General features: G+C 52.7%; 18 protein-coding genes. 3 read left to right on the top strand and 15 right to left on the bottom strand.

Annotated features, from left to right (window positions below; translation table 11 throughout):
* Positions 1-23 precede the first annotated feature (23 nt).
* From wzyE to trxA, 13 genes are all read right to left on the bottom strand, one after another.
* Positions 24-1,367 carry an ECA oligosaccharide polymerase gene (gene wzyE / locus NXS97_RS12510; RefSeq protein ID WP_014595006.1) on the bottom strand — a complete coding sequence of 448 codons (1,344 nt, stop codon included), beginning with the start codon at positions 1,365-1,367 and terminating at the stop codon, positions 24-26.
* Entirely contained in the window at positions 1,364-2,431 is a 1,068-nt protein-coding gene (locus NXS97_RS12515) for a TDP-N-acetylfucosamine:lipid II N-acetylfucosaminyltransferase (RefSeq protein ID WP_105092025.1), read from the bottom strand. Before NXS97_RS12515 ends, wzyE begins: the two co-directional genes overlap by 4 nt.
* On the bottom strand, positions 2,428-3,678 hold the full coding sequence (gene wzxE / locus NXS97_RS12520; RefSeq protein ID WP_013024060.1) for a lipid III flippase WzxE: 1,251 nt from the start codon (positions 3,676-3,678) through the stop codon (positions 2,428-2,430). Before wzxE ends, NXS97_RS12515 begins: the two co-directional genes overlap by 4 nt.
* Positions 3,678-4,808, bottom strand: coding sequence for a dTDP-4-amino-4,6-dideoxygalactose transaminase (rffA, locus tag NXS97_RS12525; RefSeq protein WP_116197980.1), 1,131 nt, complete (start codon positions 4,806-4,808; stop codon positions 3,678-3,680). Before rffA ends, wzxE begins: the two co-directional genes overlap by 1 nt.
* Positions 4,795-5,502 (bottom strand): dTDP-4-amino-4,6-dideoxy-D-galactose acyltransferase, encoded by a 708-nt coding sequence (gene rffC / locus NXS97_RS12530; protein ID WP_116220145.1) that lies wholly within the window; start codon positions 5,500-5,502, stop codon positions 4,795-4,797. Before rffC ends, rffA begins: the two co-directional genes overlap by 14 nt.
* Positions 5,480-6,361, bottom strand: coding sequence for a glucose-1-phosphate thymidylyltransferase RfbA (gene rfbA, locus NXS97_RS12535; protein ID WP_013024057.1), 882 nt, complete (start codon positions 6,359-6,361; stop codon positions 5,480-5,482). The genes rffC and rfbA overlap by 23 nt, the downstream gene beginning before the upstream one ends.
* 18 nt (positions 6,362-6,379) lie before the next feature.
* Positions 6,380-7,450 carry a dTDP-glucose 4,6-dehydratase gene (gene rfbB / locus NXS97_RS12540; protein WP_116220146.1) on the bottom strand — a complete coding sequence of 357 codons (1,071 nt, stop codon included), beginning with the start codon at positions 7,448-7,450 and terminating at the stop codon, positions 6,380-6,382.
* The gene (gene wecC / locus NXS97_RS12545) at positions 7,447-8,706 is read right to left on the bottom strand and encodes a UDP-N-acetyl-D-mannosamine dehydrogenase (RefSeq protein WP_013024055.1); all 1,260 of its coding nucleotides are present in this window, start codon (positions 8,704-8,706) and stop codon (positions 7,447-7,449) included. Before wecC ends, rfbB begins: the two co-directional genes overlap by 4 nt.
* Positions 8,703-9,833 carry a non-hydrolyzing UDP-N-acetylglucosamine 2-epimerase gene (gene wecB / locus NXS97_RS12550; protein WP_013024054.1) on the bottom strand — a complete coding sequence of 377 codons (1,131 nt, stop codon included), beginning with the start codon at positions 9,831-9,833 and terminating at the stop codon, positions 8,703-8,705. The genes wecC and wecB overlap by 4 nt, the downstream gene beginning before the upstream one ends.
* A gap of 10 nt (positions 9,834-9,843) precedes the next feature.
* Positions 9,844-10,893, bottom strand: coding sequence for an ECA polysaccharide chain length modulation protein (wzzE, locus tag NXS97_RS12555; protein ID WP_013024053.1), 1,050 nt, complete (start codon positions 10,891-10,893; stop codon positions 9,844-9,846).
* 23 nt (positions 10,894-10,916) lie between these two features.
* Positions 10,917-12,005 (bottom strand): UDP-N-acetylglucosamine--undecaprenyl-phosphate N-acetylglucosaminephosphotransferase, encoded by a 1,089-nt coding sequence (gene wecA, locus NXS97_RS12560; RefSeq protein ID WP_014595000.1) that lies wholly within the window; start codon positions 12,003-12,005, stop codon positions 10,917-10,919.
* A gap of 278 nt (positions 12,006-12,283) precedes the next feature.
* Positions 12,284-13,543, bottom strand: a complete 1,260-nt coding sequence (rho, locus tag NXS97_RS12565) for a transcription termination factor Rho (RefSeq protein ID WP_006121431.1) — start codon at positions 13,541-13,543, stop codon at positions 12,284-12,286.
* 341 nt (positions 13,544-13,884) lie between these two features.
* A complete protein-coding gene (gene trxA, locus NXS97_RS12570) occupies positions 13,885-14,217 on the bottom strand; it encodes a thioredoxin TrxA (RefSeq protein ID WP_006121430.1) in 333 nt (110 codons plus the stop codon).
* 117 nt (positions 14,218-14,334) lie between these two features.
* Between trxA and rhlB the strand changes: the two genes are divergently transcribed.
* Both rhlB and gppA read left to right on the top strand, forming a co-directional pair.
* Entirely contained in the window at positions 14,335-15,627 is a 1,293-nt protein-coding gene (gene rhlB, locus NXS97_RS12575; protein WP_013024051.1) for an ATP-dependent RNA helicase RhlB, read from the top strand.
* Positions 15,628-15,634: 7 nt separating this feature from the next.
* Positions 15,635-17,119 carry a guanosine-5'-triphosphate,3'-diphosphate diphosphatase gene (gppA, locus tag NXS97_RS12580; protein ID WP_014594999.1) on the top strand — a complete coding sequence of 495 codons (1,485 nt, stop codon included), beginning with the start codon at positions 15,635-15,637 and terminating at the stop codon, positions 17,117-17,119.
* Positions 17,120-17,135: 16 nt separating this feature from the next.
* Here gppA and rep read toward each other — a convergent pair whose 3' ends face one another.
* Positions 17,136-19,157 carry a DNA helicase Rep gene (gene rep / locus NXS97_RS12585; protein WP_029569329.1) on the bottom strand — a complete coding sequence of 674 codons (2,022 nt, stop codon included), beginning with the start codon at positions 19,155-19,157 and terminating at the stop codon, positions 17,136-17,138.
* A gap of 141 nt (positions 19,158-19,298) precedes the next feature.
* Between rep and ppiC the strand changes: the two genes are divergently transcribed.
* Entirely contained in the window at positions 19,299-19,580 is a 282-nt protein-coding gene (gene ppiC / locus NXS97_RS12590) for a peptidylprolyl isomerase PpiC (RefSeq protein ID WP_013024048.1), read from the top strand.
* Here the strand turns inward: ppiC and NXS97_RS12595 are convergent, their stop codons facing one another.
* Complete coding sequence (locus tag NXS97_RS12595; RefSeq protein WP_014594998.1) at positions 19,581-21,638, bottom strand: AsmA family protein; 2,058 nt, start codon at positions 21,636-21,638, stop codon at positions 19,581-19,583.
* Positions 21,639-21,644 lie beyond the last annotated feature (6 nt).

The raw sequence follows: 21,644 nt of genomic DNA on the forward strand, positions 1-21,644 counted from the left end.
TTCCCTTAGATCCCAGAGGTTAATCAGGATGGGCTATGAAGCGCCCGCTCACGTCGACTGCGAATCAGGCCGACATGATCCAGTAACCAGAAAAGCAATTTCGCCATCCCCAGACAGGCGGCAAAAATAATACAGAAAAACACAACACGTGAGCCAAACGCATCCAGCCCCTCGCGCGCCAGCACAATCATGTTGAATACGGCACCGAAACAAAAGCTTTGCAGAATCGCCCCGGTATAACGATTCGATTCATTGCGTCCGCGCTTATAGAGCGTGTCGAAAGATTTGATGATCAGCCCAACGGCCACAGCGCCTGGCGGAATGGCCCAGACGCCGCCCATCACCAGTAGCGAACCGATTAAGGTAGGCGAAATCGCCAGTCCGGAATGGTTGTTCAGTACATCCCAGGTAAAGTAATTAGCGCTGTTCAGTACTGACAGAGGACGATCGGGCCACAGCCAGGTTGGGATAAACACATAGAAATCGCGCCACATGGGCGCTAAGCCCTGAAAGTCTATCTTATGGTAATTCTCCAGCAGCAAAGCCAGGTTTTCCCATGGCGAAAACGTATCGCGCGTCAGGTACAGAAAGGTGTAAAAAGCCTCGTCGCCCATGACAGCCAGATTGTAGCGACGCAGCGCCAGCCAGAACATTCCCCCAATCGCCATCACGCCCGCAGCGGCCAGCATCCACAATGTGATCCAGCCACGTGTAATACCGATAAACAGAAATAACGCAAAAGCGATAATGATATTGGCACGCGTGCCACCCACCAGCGCGTAGGTCAGTAAGCCAAAGCTGACCGTGATGATGAGAAACAGCAGCCAGTTACGGCGCGTGGGATGCAAGAAATAGGGAATCAGCATCGCCGGGATGAAGAAATAAAAGAACCGCTTCAGTGCAACGCCAGACACTTCACTGGAAAAGATCTGGTTATAGGCCGTCAGTCGGAATAACAAAAATCCGTTATGGATAAAGAACACCGTTACGGTTGCAACCGCCACCAGCGCCAGTAGCCCACCGGTCAGATGCGTTTCGACCCGGTTCATTTGTAGCCAGGGCCGGGCAGGCGCTGCGGATGCCGGCCTGAGGCGCACCTTGTAACTGACAAAGTAAATAGCATAAAACGCCGTGGCCGACAGCATCGCCTGCAGCAGAAAATCCGCCGAAACCACCTGCGTATCAAACCGAAAGACCAGAATACTGGTTAGCGGAAAACCGAAGTAGAAGGTCAGTAAAAACAATAAGGTAAAAAAAAGGTGGAAGTTAAATCGTTCCTGTTTAAGTTCGCGCATGTTTAGGGTCACAATGGTCACCAGTGACAGCACATACACGATCAGCAGACCACTAAATGCCATAAGACTCATGAGGGCTCTCCTTCGCAAAGGCGCAACGCTGTTCGCCAGCCTTCCAGATAGCCAGGGGCCAGGAAAGCAATGCGCTGTTTATCGCATCCCACAAGTTGCCGACGCGCCTCTGCGACGATATCAGGCGTCAGCGCATCGTCGTTGAACAAGACAGGGAGCTGCTGCGCGGTAACATCCCGCCAGAACGGATTTTTACGCGTCAGGACGAAAGGCACATTAGCCTGAATCAGCAAACATAGCGTTCCCACGCCCTGCTGCCGTTCGAACATAAAATAGCCCAAATGGCAGCGTGCCAACAGCGCCAGATAGTCGTCAAAAGCAAGATTATCCCGCAGTAACCTTACCTGCCCCTGCGGAAAGAGTCTGTCGGCGGCGTTCTGAATCTGTCCGATATACTCATCATTGTCAGGCGGATAACCCAGCGGCACGTCAATGCGCACATCTTCACCAAACTGAGCCTTGATCGCTGCAAGCCCCTCAATATGGCGGTTACTGGCGTCACCAGAATTACCCAGCAGCACGGTAAACGTCTTGTCTGGATGAGGCGTAATGGCGACTGCAGGTAACTTTGTGGGGAAATACAGTAAAGACTGCGGTACAGACTTGTGGCGTTGCTGGTAGTGATACAGATCGCCCTGGGTGGCGAACAGGTGTGCAACGCGCCCCTGCGCAGCACGGCGCAGGAAATAAAACAGCCGAAACTTCAGGCTGCGTGAATCTTCATACAAATCCGCTCCCCAGACGTGCCAGAACAGTTGAGAACGGCGTAACCTGCCGCTCAGCAACGCCAACCAAAGCCAGGGGTTAAACTGCCCGTGGCAAAAGAAGCGTTGGTCGCGATTTTTCGCCCGCTGCAACAGCGCCTCAGCCAGCGCTTTCTTACTGCTAAAGGTTTCAATGTGCAAAGCGCCAAAACCGGTGAGGTTTTCAGGCTGCGATGTCACCACCATAAAGTGACGCGGTGCAGTAACAGGCTGCTCGATGCTCATCACGTCGTTAAAAAAACGCAACACCGTCAGATTGTGATGGGGAATATTGGATCCCAAAACGTGAATTAAAGTCATTTTTTTCGGCAGTAAAGAATAAATGCGCCACAGCAGAGCGCGAAATAGGTAACGTAGGTGAACATATAGGCTTGCGCTGCCCCACTGGCCCCCTGTAACGGGATAAGCCAGCGCGAGAACAGCGTCAGCAAAATAAACTGACTGATTTCGGTCAGCACATAAAAGCGTAATGAGGCTTTCGCGATGACCAGATAGCCGAAAACGTAGGCACCGACTTTGAAAACATCGCCACAGAGTTGCCAGACAAACAAATCCCGCATGTCGTGAAATGCCGCGGAGAACAACAGGCTGATGGCGATATCACGCATCATCCACACGCTCAGGCTGGCCGCCGCGACCGCCGGTAACACAAAGCGTAACGCCCGGCCGATCTCACGCGCAATATCCTTTTTGTTATCTAACCGGGCCAGTGTCGGCAGTAGCCAGACGCTAAAGGTCGCGGTGATAAACTGCAGATAAGCATCAGATATACTGGTTACGCCCTGCCATAATCCTACCTGCGCCCAGCCGTTACTGGCCGCCAGTTGATTTCGCATCATCACCCAGGCAACCGGCAGGGTGACGGCGGTGATCAGCGCCATAATCGTGTATTTTGCCAGATGACGCGCCATTTCCGGCTGCCAGGTGGGCCGCAGCCAGCTCAAGGGGAGCGGGACACGACGTTTCAGTATCACCAGCGCTGGAAAAACGAGTAACGCGGGTACCAAAGCCAGCCCGGTCAATGCGCCCGCATAGCCCCCCAGCCACCAACACAGCACGTAACCGAGCACGCCCGTTATGCTACCGCAAATCAGGGCCAGCGCATTACCGCGCGCATCACGGTAGCCTTTTATGAACGCCAGAAGCAGGTTTGCCCACGCGATACCAAACTGAAGAAAGGCAACGATACGTATCACGTTTTGATAGCGATCGTGACCAAACAGCGCAGTGCTGATGGGAGCCGCAGCCAATAAAAAGACCAGCGCCAGTAGCGCTGAGAAGCCCGTCACCATTGCCGAGGCGGTGCCGATTAGCGCGCGGAGTTGCCGGGGCTGCTGTTGATATTGTGCAACATACGTGGTGACGCCGTTAAAGATACCCGCTCCGGCCAGCACGCCCAGCACGGTGATGAGCTGGCGAAAGTTACCGGCCTGGCCCACGCCTTCCGGACCAAAGCTGATGGCCAGTAACTTGACGACCAGCAGCCCAACCGCAATTTTTACTATCGTCGATGAGGCGGTCCATAACGATGCTTTGGCTAATGACATCAGGAAAAAAAGCTCAGTAGCGAGCCGATCACGGTGCTCTGATTGTTATCCGACAGATTATAAAACAGCGGTAAACGTAATAAGCGCTCACTCTCTGCTGTAGTAAAACGATCCTCACCGGCAAAACGTGAAAAACGCTGGCCCGCAGGCGAACTGTGCAAAGGGATATAATGGAAAACGGCCAGGATTTCGGCCTCTTTAAGCCAGTTGATCAGGGCCTGACGATGCTTCTCATCACGCAGCTTTATATAAAACATATGGGCGTTGTGCTGACAATCAGCCGGGATGGAAGGCAATGTAATCTTGCCGTTTTCCGACAGCGGCTTCAGGGCATCGTAGTAACGTTGCCACAAGCGCAAGCGCTGTTGATTAATTCGAACAGAGGACTCCAGCTGCGCCCAGAGATAAGCCGCCTGCAGGTCAGCCATCAGATAGCTGGACCCCATATCGCGCCAGGTATATTTATCTACCTGTCCCCGGAAAAACTGACTGCGATTGGTGCCCTTTTCACGAATAATTTCTGCACGCTCCACAAGGCTGGCATCGTTAATTAACGTCGCGCCGCCTTCTCCACCTGCGGTGTAATTCTTGGTTTCGTGAAAGCTGAAACAGCCGATATGACCAATGGTGCCTAATGCCCGGCCTTTGTACGCTGACATCACGCCCTGCGCAGCATCCTCAATAACAAACAGCTTATACTGTGCCGCCAGCGCCATAATCGTATCCATTTCACAGGCAACGCCCGCATAGTGGACCGGCACGATAGCGCGGGTTTTATCGGTTATCGCCGCTTCAATCAGCGTTTCATCCATGTTCATGGTGTCGGGGCGCACATCCACGAACACAATTTTCGCGCCACGTAATACAAAGGCGTTGGCGGTTGAAACAAAGGTGTAGCTCGGCATGATCACTTCATCACCTGGCTGGATATCGATCAGCAGCGCGGCCATCTCCAGCGAGGCGGTACAGGAAGGCGTCAGTAACACTTTCGCACTACCGAAGCGCTGCTCCATCCACTGCTGACAGCGGCGAGTATAACCGCCGTCGCCACACAGCTTGCCGCTGCTCATGGCAGACTGCATATACTCGATTTCGCTTCCCACAACCGGGGGCGCATTAAAGGGAATCATGACCTCTCCTGTAAAACCAGTACGCCGTGCTTTCAAGACGCGCGCCACTGCGTAGATAAAGACGCATCGCCGTAAGATTACTGATTTGCGTGGCAACCCGCAGACGTTCGAGCTGACGCGCACGGCCCCAGTCCGCTGCAGCCAGCATCAGGCGCTGACCGATACTTTGTCCCTGCGCCTCAGGCACCACCGCCAGCAGGCCAATACGCGCATCGCCTTCGACCTCACGTAAAGAGACAAAGCCCTGAAGCGTGCCGCGTTCATCACTGGCGACAAGGCACTGATGATCGAAGGTGCCGCGGACCGCATTTTCGATCCACTGCGCATAGAAGCGGGCACTGTCATCAGGCGCAAACCACGGCGTGCGAAAACGACTTTGACGGAAGGCCAGAGATGCGGCTTCGCGTAATGCTGGGATTTGTGTTTCCCGCGCAATACGAATGCCAGTCTGGCGTTCGGTGCGTTTGATCGTCAACGACAAATCCACTTCACCTTCCACCAGGTGAAACTGATGCTGATTTAACGCATCGATGATGTCGGTTTGTTCCGCTGACACTTTGATTTGAAACAGCGCGCAGGCGTGCCGAAGCGCGTTTTCGAGCGACAGATCCCCCCCGGTTTCCAGCCTCACGGCGTCAAAGCCGAAGAACTGGCTCTCCCAGGTGAGTGGATTAATACTGACGAGGACGGACATGCAGAAGATCCAACAAATATTGACCGTAACCTGTCTTAACTAACGCTTCGCCCGCAACACGTAATTGCTCATCACTTAACCAGCCATTTCGCCAGGCGATCTCTTCAAGGCATGCAATTTTAAACCCTTGTCTTTTCTCGACCGTTTGCACAAACATACTGGCCTCAACCAAACTGTCATGTGTTCCCGTATCTAGCCATGCAAATCCCCTACCGAGAAGTTCGACGGCTAGCGCTCCCCGTTCCAGATACATCTGGTTGATGGCGGTGATTTCGAGTTCACCCCGTGAGGAAGGTTTAACCTGTTTGGCAAACTCCACCACCTGACTGTCATAAAAATACAGGCCAGTTACCGCCCATCGTGACTTAGGCTGCGAGGGTTTTTCTTCGATCGAAATCGCATTGAAGTTTTCATCAAACTCCACTACGCCAAAACGCTCAGGATCCATGACCTGGTAACCGAATACAGTGGCACCTTTATTATGCATAACCACTTTTTTCAATTTAGGACTAAAACCCTGACCGAAATAAAGATTATCGCCCAGCACCAGGCAACAGGACTCTCCGGCAATAAACGATTCGGCAATGATAAAGGCCTGAGCAAGTCCATCAGGACTGGGCTGCACGGCATAATTCAGGCGCAAGCCAAATTCGCTGCCATCTCCTAGCAGACGTTCAAAATGAGGCTTGTCTTCAGGTGTCGTGATCAACAAAATGTCGCGGATACCCGCCAGCATCAGTACCGACAAGGGATAATAAATCATCGGTTTATCGTAGACGGGTAAGAGTTGCTTCGATACGGCACGTGTTATCGGGTGTAATCGTGTCCCTGAGCCGCCAGCGAGAATGATGCCTTTCATCTCTGCTCCTTTTGTTGACTATTTTTTCAGACCAAGACGTTCACCGTCATAGCGATCATTGAGGATAGCTTGCCACCACGTGGCGTTATCCAGAAACCAACTGACGGTTTTACGCATCCCGCTTTCAAACGTTTCCAGCGGCGTCCAGCCTAGTTCGCGTTCAATTTTACGGGCATCAATCGCGTAGCGCTGATCGTGGCCGGGACGATCGGTGACATAGCTAATCAAATCTTTGTAGTTATGCAGACCTGTTAGTTTACGTTCTGGTGCAAGTTCTTCTAACAGACAACAAATGGTTTCAACCACTTCAATATTTTGACGCTCATTGTGACCGCCAATATTATAGGTTTCCCCAGTTTTACCACGCGTGACCACCGTATAAAGCGCGCGAGCATGATCCTCAACGTATAACCAGTCGCGCACCTGTTGCCCATTTCCATAAACAGGTAAGGATTTTCCTGCAAGCGCATTGATAATTGTCAGCGGGATCAGCTTTTCTGGAAAATGATAAGGACCATAATTATTTGAACAGTTGGTCACAATGACGGGCAATCCATAAGTGCGTAACCAGGCTCGTACCAAATGATCGCTGCTTGCCTTCGTTGCTGAGTAAGGACTGCTGGGGGCGTAGGGCGTATCCTCAGTAAAAAATGCCGAAGTATCATCTAGATCGCCAAAAACCTCATCCGTTGAGATATGGTGGAACAGGAAGTTTTTTTTCCTGTCACCCGTCAAGGCATTCCAGTAATGACGGGCCGCTTCCAGTAACTGATACGTTCCAACTATATTTGTTTCTATGAACGCTATTGGCCCATCAATTGAGCGATCAACATGGGTTTCTGCCGCCAGATGCATAACGCAGTCCGGTTGATGCTGACTAAAAACGCTGTCGAGCGCCGCGCGATCGCATATATCGACCCGTTCAAATTTAAAACGAGGATTATCTGTAACGCAGGCGAGCGATGAGAGATTACCCGCATAGCTCAACTTATCAACAACAACCACGTTATGTTCTGTTTCGTTTATCAGGAATCGCACGAGCGCCGAGCCGATAAACCCGGCACCACCCGTAATCAAAAAATTTTTCATCGCCAGACACCTTTCGTATCAACAACCCATTGCTGAGTAATGTGCGCAGCATCAACACGGCGGAATGCATGGTGATCGACCAGCATCACCAAAATATCCGCCTCCTGCAGCGCCTGCTCGGTTGAAACCAGGGTGGCCTGTGTCGCCAGGATGTCGGGAATCTGCTGAATATGCGGTTCGGTTACCCACGTGCGGCCCTGATGCCAGTCGGCAATCAGGTGCGCCACTTCCATGGCTGGGCTTTCACGCAGGTCATCAATGTTCGGTTTAAACGCCAGGCCAAAGCAGGCAATGGTCAGATCGCTGGCACGTTTTCCGGTCTGCATCAGGCAGTCTGCCAGCGCTTTTTTTACCTGGTCCAGCACCCAGTGCGGCTTGGCATCATTCACTTCGCGAGCGGTACGAATCAGGCGTGCTAAGTCCGGATTCTGCGCCACGATAAACCAGGGATCGACCGCAATGCAGTGCCCGCCGACGCCTGGCCCAGGCTGCAGGATATTGACGCGCGGATGACGATTCGCCAGTGCAATAAGCTCCCAGACATTAATCTGCTGCGCAGCACAAATTAGTGACAGCTCATTGGCAAAGGCGATGTTTACGTCGCGGAAGCTGTTTTCTGTCAGCTTGCACATTTCAGCGGTGCGTGCATTTGTCTCGACGCACTCGCCCTGTAAAAAAATACGATACAAATCACTCGCACGGGCAGAACAGGCTGGCGTCATGCCACCAATCACGCGATCGTTGCTGATCAGCTCAGTCATGATCTGACCGGGTAAAACGCGTTCGGGACAGTAGGCGACAAAGACGTCAGGATCCCCGTCGTGCTGTGGGAAACGCAAATCAGGTCGCGCCGCGGCCAGCCAGTCGGCCATCTGCTCTGTACTGCCAACCGGAGAAGTCGATTCCAGAATCACCAGATCGCCTTTTTTCAGTACCGGCGCAATCGACAGCGCAGCCGCACGCACAAAGCGTAAGTCCGGTTGGCGCTCCGCCATAAAGGGCGTGGGCACGGCGATCAAAAAAGCATCAGCGGCTTCGGGTTGCGTCGTAGCACGTAAATCTCCACGCTCGACCGCAGCCTGAACCACCCGATCCAAATCGGGTTCGACAATATGAATGGCACCACGATTGATGGTGTCAACTGCGTGGGCATTGATATCGACGCCCACCACTTTCTTTCCCTTTGAGGCAAAAACGGCTGCGGTTGGCAGCCCAATGTAACCCAGTCCAATAACGGAAATGGTTTCAAAACTCATAAGTTGGCTCTGTTATCTTTTAAGGCTTGCAATATTCGCCCGCAGGCTTCGCCATCCCCATAAGGGTTATGGGCACGGCTCATGGTCTGCCAGGCCTCATCATCGTTAAGTAATGTACTGACCTCATTAACAATTCTTGCCGTGTCCGTACCAACCAGCTTCACCGTTCCGGCTTCGACGGCCTCTGGACGCTCGGTGGTTTCACGCATCACCAAAACCGGTTTACCCAGTGAAGGCGCTTCTTCCTGAATACCGCCAGAATCGGTGAGAATCAGCCACGCCCGGTTCATCAACCAGACAAACGGCAGATACTCCTGAGGATCAATCAACACAATGTTATCAATGCCGCGCAGAATGCGGTTAACGGGTTCATGTACGTTAGGATTGAGATGGACCGGATAAACGATTTGCGCATGAGGATGCTGGCGCGCAATCTGGGCCAGAGCGCTACAGATGCGCTCAAAACCTTCGCCGAAGCTTTCACGACGATGACCCGTCACCAGTACCAGCTTTTTACTGTCATCAAGAAAGGGATAGCGTGAAGCCAGCTGCGCGTTTATCTCATTATCGTCCAGCACCCGATCTCGCACCCATAGCAAGGCATCAATTACCGTATTACCGGTGACAACAATACTGTCGTCGGCGAGGTTTTCATCCAGCAGGTTCTGTCGGGAACGCAGTGTGGGCGTAAAGTGTAAACGGGCAAGATGTCCCGTCAGCTTACGATTCCCCTCTTCAGGCCACGGCGAAGCCAGATCGCCCGTGCGTAAACCTGCTTCAACATGCCCGACGGGGATTTGCTGATAGAAAGCCGCCAGGCTGGCCGCCAGCGTGGTCGTCGTATCCCCGTGGACCAGCACAATATCGGGTTTGAAATCGAGCAGTACGGTATGCATGCCTTGTAAAATACGGCAGGTTATCTCCGTTAATCCCTGTTCGGGTCGCATAACGTTGAGGTCGTAGTCAGGTTGCAGCTGAAACAAGCTCAGCACCTGATCAAGCATTTCACGGTGTTGCGCAGTGACGCACAGCCGTGATTCAAAAGCAGGGTCCTGTGCCAGTGCCTGCACGAGTGGTGCCATCTTAATGGCTTCAGGTCGGGTGCCAAAAACTGTCAGAACTTTCACACTGTTTCTCTCAATCTTGTGTATCTGACATCGGACGCTGACGACGCGCTAGCGCCACGCCCGCACCAACCAGCGCACCTACCGCGCCCCACATCACCATCATAAATGCCCGGCGGGGACTGTCGCGTGAAACCGGCTCTTCCGGCGTACGCAAATAACGGTAGGTCTGGAATTTGCTGTTAAGCGTCGGGCCTGCATCCAGTGTGGTCAGCATCGCTTTATTTTGGTCGTAGCTGATATCAAAGCTCGGCCCGGTTGCTCTCAGGGTTTCTAACTGCCCCTGCAATAAAGGCTGGCCCATTAGAAACAGATCGCTGTCAGCCAGGTTTTCGCTCACCTCACGCGTCTGCTTCTCATTAATGCCCTGCTGGCTGGCAATTTTCAGCGCCTGTTCCAGCCGATGTTGCCGTCGCAGGAATACCGCATTCGCTACGTCTTCCTGACGTTTGACCTGCGCCTTAAGCTGGCTGGTCCGTGCCTGCCACGCCCCCGTTAACTCTGCATTGAGATGGCGTGCAGCGCGTTCACTGGCATAGGCAATATACTGGCGCAGCAAATTGTTCGCATCCGCAGCAGTTTCTGCCTTGAGTTTGACGCTGTCGAAAATATTTCGTGCGCTATCCGCTGGCGTAAACTGAATGTTATCAATCATATCGTCCAACAAGGCAGCATCATTGTGGGCATTGCCGCTTTTTCGCGTTTTATAATAATCGGTTTGCTGCCAAAACTCCCGGCGGGTATCCCAGGATGAGAGCTGCATCAGGAACTCCTGATACACCTCGTCCATCACGGTAGGTGACGCCGTATTTAACGTTAAAGCGTTATTGCGCATATCCAGATTGTTCAGGAACTGTTGCTGGGAATAGTAGGATCCCAGCATATTCACCGTAGGCCGCCCTGTTATCGCGGTCGTGCTCCACACCTGTTTCATCAGCAGCGTTGCTATCCAGGCTACCAATGCAAACACGATTGCACAGCCGACTATCCAGCGCTTTCCACGCCATAGGCTGCAGCCCAGGCCGCGAATATCCAGTTCGTTCTCCACAACGTTAGCGCGCATCAGAGCGTTATCCTTTGTTAAGTCTAATCAAACTTTTCTTTATCAATATCACCAGGAGTATTCATCCGACGCTTAAAGCGCCGTATGCGTCTCGCTATACGCCAGGAGTGTTTCAGGCAATAGCCGTAGGCCATAAACGCTAGCAGAAAAAGGACTAGCATGACCCACTCAGGAACAAACGCGAGGTACTCACCCAACACACCCACGCCTGCAAGTAAGGCAGCAGCGACAGTTATCAGTACGAAAGCCTGACGCGAGCTAAACCCGGCACGCATTAATAAATGATGAATATGCTGGCGATCGGCAGAAAAGGGACTCATCCCCTTGCGCAGACGGCGGTACATAATGGCGACCATATCCATCAACGGGATGGCTATCAGCCATAATGCGGTCACTGGCGAAATGGGATGACTCAGCCCCTGGGTCGTTTCCAGCAAAATCCAGATAATGGTGAAGCCAATCATCGTGCTGCCTGCATCGCCCATAAAAACTTTATAGCGGCGACCCAGTAAACCCAGATTGAGAATGATATAGGGGAGGATGGCGGCAATCATTGCAAAGCACCACATCGCCAGGCTGTATTGACCATCCAGTGAGAGAATAAGGCCCATTGCGCCAAAGGTCACTGAAGAGAGCCCTCCCAGTAACCCATCAATACCATCAACCATATTGAAAGCATTGATTGCCGCCCAGACGGCAAAGAGCGTTAACACATAACCAAAGGGCCCCACAATTAACTCAACCGGACCAATAATGAATCCCAGGCTCAACAGATAGAGTTTCGCGCCAGCCATCATCACTATAGCCACCGCAGCCTGTATCACGGCACGGATTTTGACGCTGATATCGAACCGATCATCCAACGCCCCGACGATGACTAAAATTGCTGAGCAGGCCAGGTACAACGTGGCATGGGGCAAATAATAGTTAGTGATGGCAAAGGTGAAAGCAATGCCAGCAAAAACAGAAATACCGCCAACCAGTGGGATATCGCCATGATGGCGTTTACGCGAGTTAGGTGAGTCTACCAGACCAACCTTTTTAGCTGCTTTACGAGCAAGGAAAAGAAACACAAGGGAAAAGATAAAAACTAAACCAAGCTCAGTACTCATAGTGAGTAAATTCACGTTAAACGCTCTCAGCTATCATCCTGGAACTCACCATACGCTAAAAATCACGCCTGTTACCGTTCCAGATTCCGAATTCGGCATGAAGAGGTGCACGAACGGTTAATCGTCCACCACTGCCACCGTCATTATTATTACGTCTGCCAGCACTCAATCCTATAGCCCGAAAATAAAAAACGCCACGTCAGAACGTGGCGTCGGGGCTATTTTATGATCTTTTAAAGTAAAAAAACGCCATCTTGCTCAGATGACGCTCTACAGGATCAAGAACGCTTCATCATATCGAAGAATTCGTCGTTGGTTTTGGTCATGGCCAACTTGTTAATCAGGAATTCCATCGCGTCGATTTCACCCATTGGATGGATAATCTTACGCAGGATCCACATTTTCTGCAGCTCTTCCTGAGAGGTTAACAGCTCTTCTTTACGGGTACCTGAACGGTTGTAGTCAATCGCCGGGAAGACACGTTTTTCGGCGATCTTACGTGAGAGATGCAGCTCCATGTTACCGGTGCCTTTAAACTCTTCGTAAATCACTTCATCCATCTTCGAACCGGTATCCACCAGTGCCGTCGCAATGATGGTCAGGCTCCCGCCCTCTTCCACATTACGTGCCGCACCGAAGAAACGCTTAGGACGATGCAGGGCGTTGGCGTCCACACCACCGGTCAGTACTTTACCGGAGGCCGGAACGACGGTGTTGTAGGCACGGGCCAGACGCGTGATGGAGTCGAGTAAAATGATGACGTCTTTTTTGTGCTCGACCAGGCGCTTGGCCTTTTCGATCACCATCTCGGCCACCTGAACGTGACGCGAAGCCGGTTCATCGAAGGTAGACGCGATCACTTCACCTTTCACCAGGCGTTGCATCTCTGTCACTTCTTCCGGACGCTCATCGATTAGCAGCACCATCAGCACACAGTCTGGATGGTTGTAAGCAATGCTCTGCGCGATATTCTGCAGCAGCATCGTTTTACCGGCTTTCGGCGGTGCCACAATCAGACCACGCTGACCACGACCAATCGGTGACGCCAGGTCCAGTACGCGAGCGGTTAAGTCTTCAGTTGAGCCATTACCCCGCTCCATACGCAGACGGCTGTTAGCGTGCAGCGGCGTGAGGTTTTCGAACAGAATCTTGTTACGCGAGTTTTCTGGTTTGTCGTAGTTAACTTCGTTAACTTTCAGCAGGGCAAAGTAGCGCTCACCTTCTTTTGGTGGACGGATTTTGCCGGCGATGGTGTCACCAGTGCGGAGGTTAAAGCGGCGAATTTGGCTGGGAGAAACGTAGATGTCATCAGGACCGGCGAGGTAGGAGCTGTCTCCAGAGCGGAGGAATCCAAATCCATCCTGCAATATCTCCAGCACACCATCACCGAAGATGTCCTCGCCGCTTTTCGCGTGCTGCTTCAGGATTGAGAAAATAATGTCCTGCTTGCGCATACGAGCCTGATTTTCCAGCCCCATATTCTCGCCGAGGGTAATCAGCTCAGAAACCGGCGTATTCTTTAATTCGGTAAGATTCATATTGATGGGTTCTTAAACTCGGGGTAATACTCGAAATGTTTGTCGTGAATGGTATGGCAGTTAGTCCATGCCTGTTCTGTTAATGACTTTTTCAACTCTTCTCAACGATCATCGTCTTGAATAATGACTGGGAGCGAGGAGACGGTCGACTTAGTCAGAGTAGAGCTAGTCGTTAGATTGCTAAACCGCTGGTAGGTACAGTATGACAGGGTCTAACAAGAGAAAACTTTGAATGCTAACTACAAGGTATGTTCATAGTGCAGTGAAAATAAGTTAGCACGCTTAAAAGCGAACGTCCAGCAGCAGGCAAAAATTTAACCACTGCCGGACGCCCGGCCCGATTACGCCAGGTTGGCGTTCAGGAACTCTTTTAACTGACCTTTGGACAATGCGCCCACTTTTGTCGCAGCGACTTCACCGTTTTTGAACAGCAGCAGCGTCGGGATGCCGCGAATGCCGTATTTAGGCGCAGTGCCTGGGTTATCGTCAATATTCAGCTTAGCGATGGTCAGTTTGCCATCATACTCTTCTGCAACTTCATCAAGGATTGGCGCGATCATTTTACAAGGACCACACCATTCAGCCCAGAAATCTACCAGTATAACGCCGTCGGCTTTTAGCACGTCGGTGTCGAAACTGTCATCGGTCAGATGAACGATTTTATCGCTGCTCATGTTTTACTCCACAAGATTGTGCCTGGCGAATTGGCGTAATATAAACCAATGTTGGTTGACTTTATTTCATCGGATACGCTTTCGTAAAGCGATAGTAAGCTGATATTCTACCACACTATGAGCAAAACACACTTAACTGAACAGAAGTTTTCCGACTTCGCCCTGCACCCTCTGGTGGTGGAAGCCCTTGATAAAAAAGGGTTTCATAACTGCACGCCTATCCAGGCGTTAGCACTGCCGTTTACGCTTTCAGGGCGTGATGTCGCAGGTCAGGCGCAAACCGGTACCGGCAAAACGATGGCGTTTTTAACGTCAACGTTTCATCATCTTCTCTCTCACCCTGCTCCAGAGGGCCGCCAGGTTAACCAACCTCGCGCTTTAATTCTGGCCCCAACCCGTGAACTTGCGGTGCAAATTCACGCCGATGCTGAACCACTGGCGGCATCAACCGGCCTTAAATTAGGTCTGGCTTACGGTGGCGATGGCTACGACAAACAGTTAAAAGTACTGGAAAACGGTGTCGACATTCTGGTGGGTACCACCGGCCGTTTAATCGATTACGCCAAGCAGAATCACGTCAATCTCGGTGCCATTCAGGTCATGGTACTGGACGAAGCCGATCGCATGTTCGATCTCGGCTTTATAAAAGATATCCGCTGGTTGTTCCGTCGCATGCCTGCGGCCACGCAACGCCTGAGCATGCTGTTCTCCGCCACGCTCTCTTACCGCGTGCGTGAGCTGGCATTCGAGCACATGAACAGCGCCGAATACGTTGAAGTTGAACCTGAGCAAAAAACCGGTCATCGCATTAAAGAAGAGCTTTTCTACCCTTCGAATGAAGAGAAAATGCGCCTGTTACAGACGCTGGTAGAAGAAGAGTGGCCTGACCGAGCAATCATTTTTGCGAATACCAAGCATCGCTGTGAAGACATTTGGGGCCATCTGGCTGCAGACGGTCACCGGGTCGGCCTGCTGACGGGTGACGTGGCACAGAAGAAGCGTTTACGTATCCTGGATGACTTTACCAAAGGCGATATTGATATTCTGGTCGCGACCGACGTTGCGGCTCGTGGCCTGCATATTCCTGCGGTGACGCACGTATTTAACTATGACCTGCCGGACGATCGCGAAGACTATGTTCACCGCATTGGCCGTACGGGACGTGCAGGCGCAAGCGGTCACTCCATCAGCCTGGCCTGTGAAGAGTACGCATTAAACCTGCCCGGTATTGAAGAGTACATTGGTCACAGCATTCCGGTGAGTAAATACAACAGCGACGCGCTGTTAACTGAATTACCGCCACCGAAACGTCTGACGCGCAATCGCTCAGGCAACGGTCAGCGTCGCGGAGGCAACAATACCGGCCGTCGCGGTGCACCCCGTCATAGCAACCGTAAACGTTCGGGTTAAGTTGACCATGCTAAGCGCATCGACTCTCTATGCTGCAATTGATTTAGGCTCTAACAGCTTTCATATGCTGGTCGTCAGCGAAGTGTCAGGAAGTATCCAGACCATCGCCAAAATCAAGCGCAAGGTGCGCCTGGCAGCAGGCCTGGATAAATCCAATTGCCTGTCCGCCGAAGCCATGGCCCGGGGCTGGCAATGTCTGCGGCTTTTCTCTGAACAGCTTCAGGATATTCCTCCCGATCAAATTCGGGTAGTGGCAACCGCCACGTTACGCATTGCTGCTAATGCGCAGGCGTTTCTTGATAAGGCGCAACAGATTCTGGGTTGCACCATCAATGTGATTAGCGGCGAAGAAGAAGCGCGTCTGATTTATCAAGGCGTAGCACATACTACCGGGGGTTCCGATCAACGCCTGGTCGTGGATATCGGCGGTGGCAGCACAGAGTTAGCCACCGGCGATGGCTCCCATGCCAACGTGTTGTTTAGCCTGCAGATGGGCTGTGTCACCTGGCTGGAGCGATTCTTTGGCGATCGCCACCTGGCTAAAGAGAATTTTGACCAGGCTGAAGAGGCTGCCAAAGCGATGCTGAAACCTGTTGCCGGAGAACTTCGCAAACAGAGCTGGCAGGTGTGCGTTGGTGCGTCCGGAACCGTTCAGGCCCTGCAGGAAATCATGGTCGCTCAAGGCATGGATGAGCGCATCACCCTGAGTAAGCTACAGCAGTTAAAACAGCGGGCCATTCAGTGCGGCAAACTTGAAGAGCTTGAAATCGAAGGCCTGACGCTGGAGCGGGCGTTAGTGTTTCCAAGCGGTTTGTCCATTCTTATTGCCATCTTTCAGGAACTCAATATTGACAGCATGACGCTGGCCGGCGGCGCGCTGCGCGAAGGGCTGGTGTACGGAATGCTGCACCTGCCAGTCGATCGCGATATTCGCAGCCGCACGCTGCAAAATGTGCAGCGCCGGTTCAATATTGATGTCTGCCAGGCAGACAGGGTCCGGCAGCTAGCGGAAAGTTTTTTTCGCCAGGTCAGTGTTCACTGGAAACTGGATCAGCGCTGTCGGGAGCTTCTGCTAAGCGCCTGTGCGATTCATGAAATCGGGCTGAGCGTCGATTTCCGTCAGGCACCGCAGCACGCGGCCTATCTGGTCCGCCACCTTGATCTTCCGGGTTTCACCCCAGCGCAGAAAAAATTGCTGGCCTGTTTACTGCAAAATCAAAGTGGCAGCATCGACCTTGCGCTACTCACGCAACAAAACGCCCTGCCGCCGAGGCTGGCCGAGCGTTTGTGCCGTCTGCTACGGCTGTCCATTATCTTCTCGACTCGGCGTCGTGATGACACGTTACCCGCCGTTCGTATGCAGGCGGATGATGAAGCACTGCACGTTACGTTACCGGCGGGCTGGCTGGAAGCACATCCTCTGCGGGCCGAGCTGCTCGAACAGGAAAGCCACTATCAGTCATATGTTCACTGGTCGTTAACGCTTTCCTGATCCCGTCTGCGACGGATTAGCTCTTTTTCGCCTTTTCCAGCATTGCACGTAATCCGGCCACCCGACTCTGGCCGGTTTTCATGCGCTCTTCTGCACTGACCACTTTGCGCTCGGTTTCCCACACTACGTCGTCCTGCGGCAGCTCCAGCAGAAAGCGGCTGGGTTCAGGGCGGATGAGCTCACCATACTGACGGCGCTCCCGACACAAGGTAAACGTCAGCTCTTTCTGCGCGCGGGTAATGCCAACGTAGGCCAGACGGCGCTCTTCCTCAATGTTGTTCTCATCGATACTGCTCTGATGCGGCAACAGCCCTTCTTCCATGCCGACCAGAAACACGTAGGGGAACTCCAGCCCTTTTGAGGCATGAAGCGTCATCAGCTGTACCTGATCAAGCTCTTCGTCGCTCTCACCGCGCTCCATCATGTCGCGCAGCGTAAAGCGGGTGACAACCTGCGCCAGCGTCATCGGCTCATCCAGATCGCTGCCCTCCAGCATTTCCGTCATCCACTGAAACAGCGTATTGACGTTTTTCATCCGCATTTCAGCGGCTTTGGGGCTGCCCGATGTCTCAAACAGCCAGCTTTCGTAATCGATGCCGCGAATCAGATCGCGCACGGCATTAACCGGTTCACGCTCACTGAGCTGGATAATGTCGTTGAGCCAGTGGGTGAAGCGCTGCAGATGTTCAAGGCCGCGCCCCGTCAGCGTTTGCCCAAGGCCCACATCAAAGCTGGCGTTAAACAGGCTTTTATTGCGGATATTGGCCCACTCACCGAGTTTTTGCAGCGTTGCCGGACCAATCTCGCGCCGTGGCGTATTCACAATACGCAAGAAAGCGCTGTCATCATCGGGATTGGTCAGCACCCGCAGATAAGCCAGCAGGTCTTTGATCTCAGGACGAGAGAAAAACGAGGTCCCGCCTGAAATGCGATAGGGAATGCGGTTCTGCATCAAGAATTTTTCGAACACGCGGGACTGATGATTACCGCGGTACAGGATCGCGTAATCTTTATACTGCGTTTTATTAATAAAGTGATGGGCAATGAGTTCGCCCGTTACCCGTTCAGCCTCATGTTCTTCGCTATTGGCACTCAGCACCTTGAGTTCACTGCCCAGACCCAGTTCAGAAAAAAGACGCTTCTCAAACACATGGGGATTATTGGCGATCAAAATATTCGCGGCTTTGAGAATACGCTGTGAAGAGCGGTAGTTTTGCTCAAGCTTGACCACCTCCAGCGCCGGAAAATCCTCATTAAGCAGGACCAGATTTTGTGGCCGGGCACCGCGCCAGGAGTAAATCGACTGATCGTCATCTCCTACCACGGTAAAACGCGCACGGGTGCCGACCAACAGCTTCACCAGTTCGTACTGACTGGTGTTTGTGTCCTGATATTCATCCACCAGCAGGTAGCGAATACGTTGTTGCCAGCGCTCGCGGACGTCCTGATTACGCTGTAGCAGAAGCGTAGGCAACAGAATGAGGTCGTCAAAATCCAGCACGTTACAGGATTTGAGATGCCGGTCATACAGGGCATAGCAATGGGCAAACACGTTATCCCGCTCCGAGCGGGCCAGCGCGGCCGCCTGCGGCGGATCGACCAGATCGTTTTTCCAGTTCGAAATGGTAGAAATGAGCTGCTGCAGTAACGTCTTGTCCTCTTCCAGCCACTCGCTGGTGAGGTCTTTGAGTAACGCCAACTGATCCTGATCGTCGAACAGGGAAAAGTTGGACTTCATGCCCAGCGCCACATATTCGCGCTTGATGATTTCCAGACCCAGCGTGTGAAACGTGGAGATCATCAGGCCGCGCGCCTCTTTGCGCCCCAGCGTTTGCGCCACGCGCTCTTTCATTTCGCGTGAGGCTTTATTGGTGAAGGTCACGGCGGCGATATGGCGGGCCTGATAGCCACACTCACGAATCAGATGCGCGATTTTGTTGGTGATTACGCGGGTTTTTCCCGAGCCAGCGCCTGCCAGCACCAGACAGGGACCGGTAACAAATTCGACGGCTCGTTGTTGGCTGGAGTTTAAACGCATCGGGACATCGCTCTGTTGAAATAAGATACCGATTTCAAACCGCAAGCCGGCATGTACAGGCAACAGGTGCGGTAAACGCATCTGCGATTTGAAAAGACAGGTTTATAATGGGGGACGATTATACACAACAGAGACATTATCATGGCGAAAACTGCCGCAGCTTTACATATTCTGGTGAAACACGAGGCGCAGGCAATCGCCCTGCTGGAAAAACTGCAAAAAGGCGAAAACTTCCAGCAGCTTGCCCGCAAGCATTCTGTGTGTCCTTCTGGTCGGAACGGGGGAGATTTAGGCGAGTTTCGTCGGGGAAAAATGGTCGCGGCTTTTGATAAAGCGGTATTCACCTGCCCGTTGCTACAACCTTTCGGGCCGGTGAAAACCGCTTTTGGTTATCACATTATCAAAGTGCTCTATCGCAACTGATCACTTCTTCTTCATTTGCTGCAGGACCCGGCTGCACTGATTCTCGTCAGTATCACTGGGTGAAATCAGCGCCAACAGCGCTGCCGCAGGCCCGACCACAGCACCTAATGCCACCGCCGCCGCCCCGCGTGCCAGTAAGGGACCGGTTTTCACGCCAGCGTCCGGATGCTTGAAGGTGCCCCGAACATACAAGGGCGAGCGCAGGGTCACGATTCGGATGCCTTTACTTTCTGGATTGACTGAAAGATCCAGCCGCTCGTTGGCAAAGTTCGCGTTGCCTGACACGTTAATGACGGCATTTTCCGTATCGAACACGAACAGGTTTGGCGTGGCCAGACCGTTTTGCAGTTTAAGATCGGTGGCCGCACAGTTAATACGAACTTCATCATCACCAAACAGCTTACCGACCAGATAGTTGCCGACGTTGAGTCCGGCAATTTCCATCAGGTTGCGGCTGATCAGTCCGTCGTTCATCAGCAGTTTCAACTGACCGTTGCTGGTTGCCAGCAGGTCAGCAACGGAGTTGCCGGTGCCGGTCAGGCTGGCATCGCCGTTCAGCTGCCCAAGGCTGTTTTGCATTGCCTGTACGTCGGGGAACAGCTGGCGCAGGCGAAGTTTACGGGCATGAATATCGGCCCGGCCCCGCATCGGTGAGCGATTCCCTTCCAGGCGGATGGTGCTGTTCAGATTACCGCCCGCCATACCGAAACGGAGTGGATCAAGCAGCAGGTTTCCGTTATCGAGCTGCAAATGGGTATAAAGATCGCTCAACGGTAGTGAACTGCTGTGTTCGATGCGCTTGCCGCTAAACTTCACATCCGCATCCATAACGTCCCAGCTTTTGGTGTCGAACCTGTCGTGAGGCAGAACGCGATCCGCAGGCTGTACGGTTTTTTCACCGCGTTTTGCCTTGGCCTGTTCGGTTTTCTCGCTGCCCTTGCCCGAGTTAACGCCGATCAACGGGCCCAGATCCGCCATACGTAACTGATCCGATCTGAGTTCACCGACCAGTTTTGGCCGTGGCTTGCCCTGGCTGTAGGTCAGAGAGCCATGAATATCGCTGTCGCCAATATGACCATTAAATCCCTGGTAACGAAAAACGGCGCCGTCTTTGCCGGTAAATTTGGCAATCAGGCGGCCATCGGTTTCATAAGGCGGCGTATCCGGTAACAGAACGCCGGTCAGACCATAGAGGTTTGCCAACGTATCGCCAGAAAAACGTAGACGCACGTCCAGCCCGCCCAGATTCAGGGGATCCTGAACGCCGCCGGTCAGCTGTACGCGCGTGCTACCGTTCCGGACGTCTGCCTGAATCGGGAACGCTGTGGTCTGACTACGCAGGGATAACATGCCGCCAATCTTGCCCTGACCCGTGAGTTTTTCATTGTGGTAGCTGCCGCTTGCCTGCCAGCCAAAGACAAAATCACCCGCGCCTTGTTGTTTATCGTCTCCGCCCGCGATTTGTGAATAGGGCACAGGCTTGCCGAGCGGGTTAACCTTCAGCGTGACATCGGCCTGGTTAACGGCATCGCGGTAGAGAATGGTGCCCTGATCGAACAGAATATTATCGAGACGAAATGACCAGGCTGAAGGTGGCGCATTATCATCTTTGCTGTCGCTGTCAGCGAGGGTAAAGGTCCAGTTGTTTTTCTTATCGGCGGTCTGAATCAGGCGGGCATCAGGCTGCTGCAGTTTTATCCACGGGATAAAGACTTCTTTGTGCAGTAGGGCCAGAGGGGCAAGTGTGGCGTCCACGCGTTGCAGGTGGATCATGGTCACGTCAGGAATATCAGGGGGATTGCCCAACATAATGTCTTCGGCGTGCAGATGAGGCCAGGGTAACCAGCCGCGCCATCCGGGTTCTTCAGGGTTACGCTGCCATGCGACGCCCAAATCCCCCCGAATGGCAAAGGGACGGTTAAGTTCCGCAGACACTTTCTGATTAATAGTGGGTTTCAGGCGATTCCAGTCGAATGTTGCAATGACTATCACTACAACGACGATCAGCAATACAACAATCCCGCCAATCCAGCTTACAATTTTTCCGGCGCGTGACATTAGGCT

It is taken from the genome of Pantoea sp. B623, assembly GCF_024814475.1.
GTDB classification, from domain to species: domain Bacteria; phylum Pseudomonadota; class Gammaproteobacteria; order Enterobacterales; family Enterobacteriaceae; genus Pantoea; species Pantoea ananatis.

Coding starts and splice junctions, on each gene's coding strand:
- wzyE (WP_014595006.1), bottom strand. CDS start 1,367: ATGAGTCTTATGGCATTTAGTGGTCTGCTGATCGTGTATGTGCTGTCA.
- NXS97_RS12515 (WP_105092025.1), bottom strand. CDS start 2,431: ATGACTTTAATTCACGTTTTGGGATCCAATATTCCCCATCACAATCTG.
- wzxE (WP_013024060.1), bottom strand. CDS start 3,678: ATGTCATTAGCCAAAGCATCGTTATGGACCGCCTCATCGACGATAGTA.
- rffA (WP_116197980.1), bottom strand. CDS start 4,808: ATGATTCCCTTTAATGCGCCCCCGGTTGTGGGAAGCGAAATCGAGTAT.
- rffC (WP_116220145.1), bottom strand. CDS start 5,502: ATGTCCGTCCTCGTCAGTATTAATCCACTCACCTGGGAGAGCCAGTTC.
- rfbA (WP_013024057.1), bottom strand. CDS start 6,361: ATGAAAGGCATCATTCTCGCTGGCGGCTCAGGGACACGATTACACCCG.
- rfbB (WP_116220146.1), bottom strand. CDS start 7,450: ATGAAAAATTTTTTGATTACGGGTGGTGCCGGGTTTATCGGCTCGGCG.
- wecC (WP_013024055.1), bottom strand. CDS start 8,706: ATGAGTTTTGAAACCATTTCCGTTATTGGACTGGGTTACATTGGGCTG.
- wzzE (WP_013024053.1), bottom strand. CDS start 10,893: ATGCGCGCTAACGTTGTGGAGAACGAACTGGATATTCGCGGCCTGGGC.
- wecA (WP_014595000.1), bottom strand. CDS start 12,005: ATGAGTACTGAGCTTGGTTTAGTTTTTATCTTTTCCCTTGTGTTTCTT.
- rho (WP_006121431.1), bottom strand. CDS start 13,543: ATGAATCTTACCGAATTAAAGAATACGCCGGTTTCTGAGCTGATTACC.
- trxA (WP_006121430.1), bottom strand. CDS start 14,217: ATGAGCAGCGATAAAATCGTTCATCTGACCGATGACAGTTTCGACACC.
- rhlB (WP_013024051.1), top strand. CDS start 14,335: ATGAGCAAAACACACTTAACTGAACAGAAGTTTTCCGACTTCGCCCTG.
- gppA (WP_014594999.1), top strand. CDS start 15,635: ATGCTAAGCGCATCGACTCTCTATGCTGCAATTGATTTAGGCTCTAAC.
- rep (WP_029569329.1), bottom strand. CDS start 19,157: ATGCGTTTAAACTCCAGCCAACAACGAGCCGTCGAATTTGTTACCGGT.
- ppiC (WP_013024048.1), top strand. CDS start 19,299: ATGGCGAAAACTGCCGCAGCTTTACATATTCTGGTGAAACACGAGGCG.
- NXS97_RS12595 (WP_014594998.1), bottom strand. CDS start 21,638: ATGTCACGCGCCGGAAAAATTGTAAGCTGGATTGGCGGGATTGTTGTA.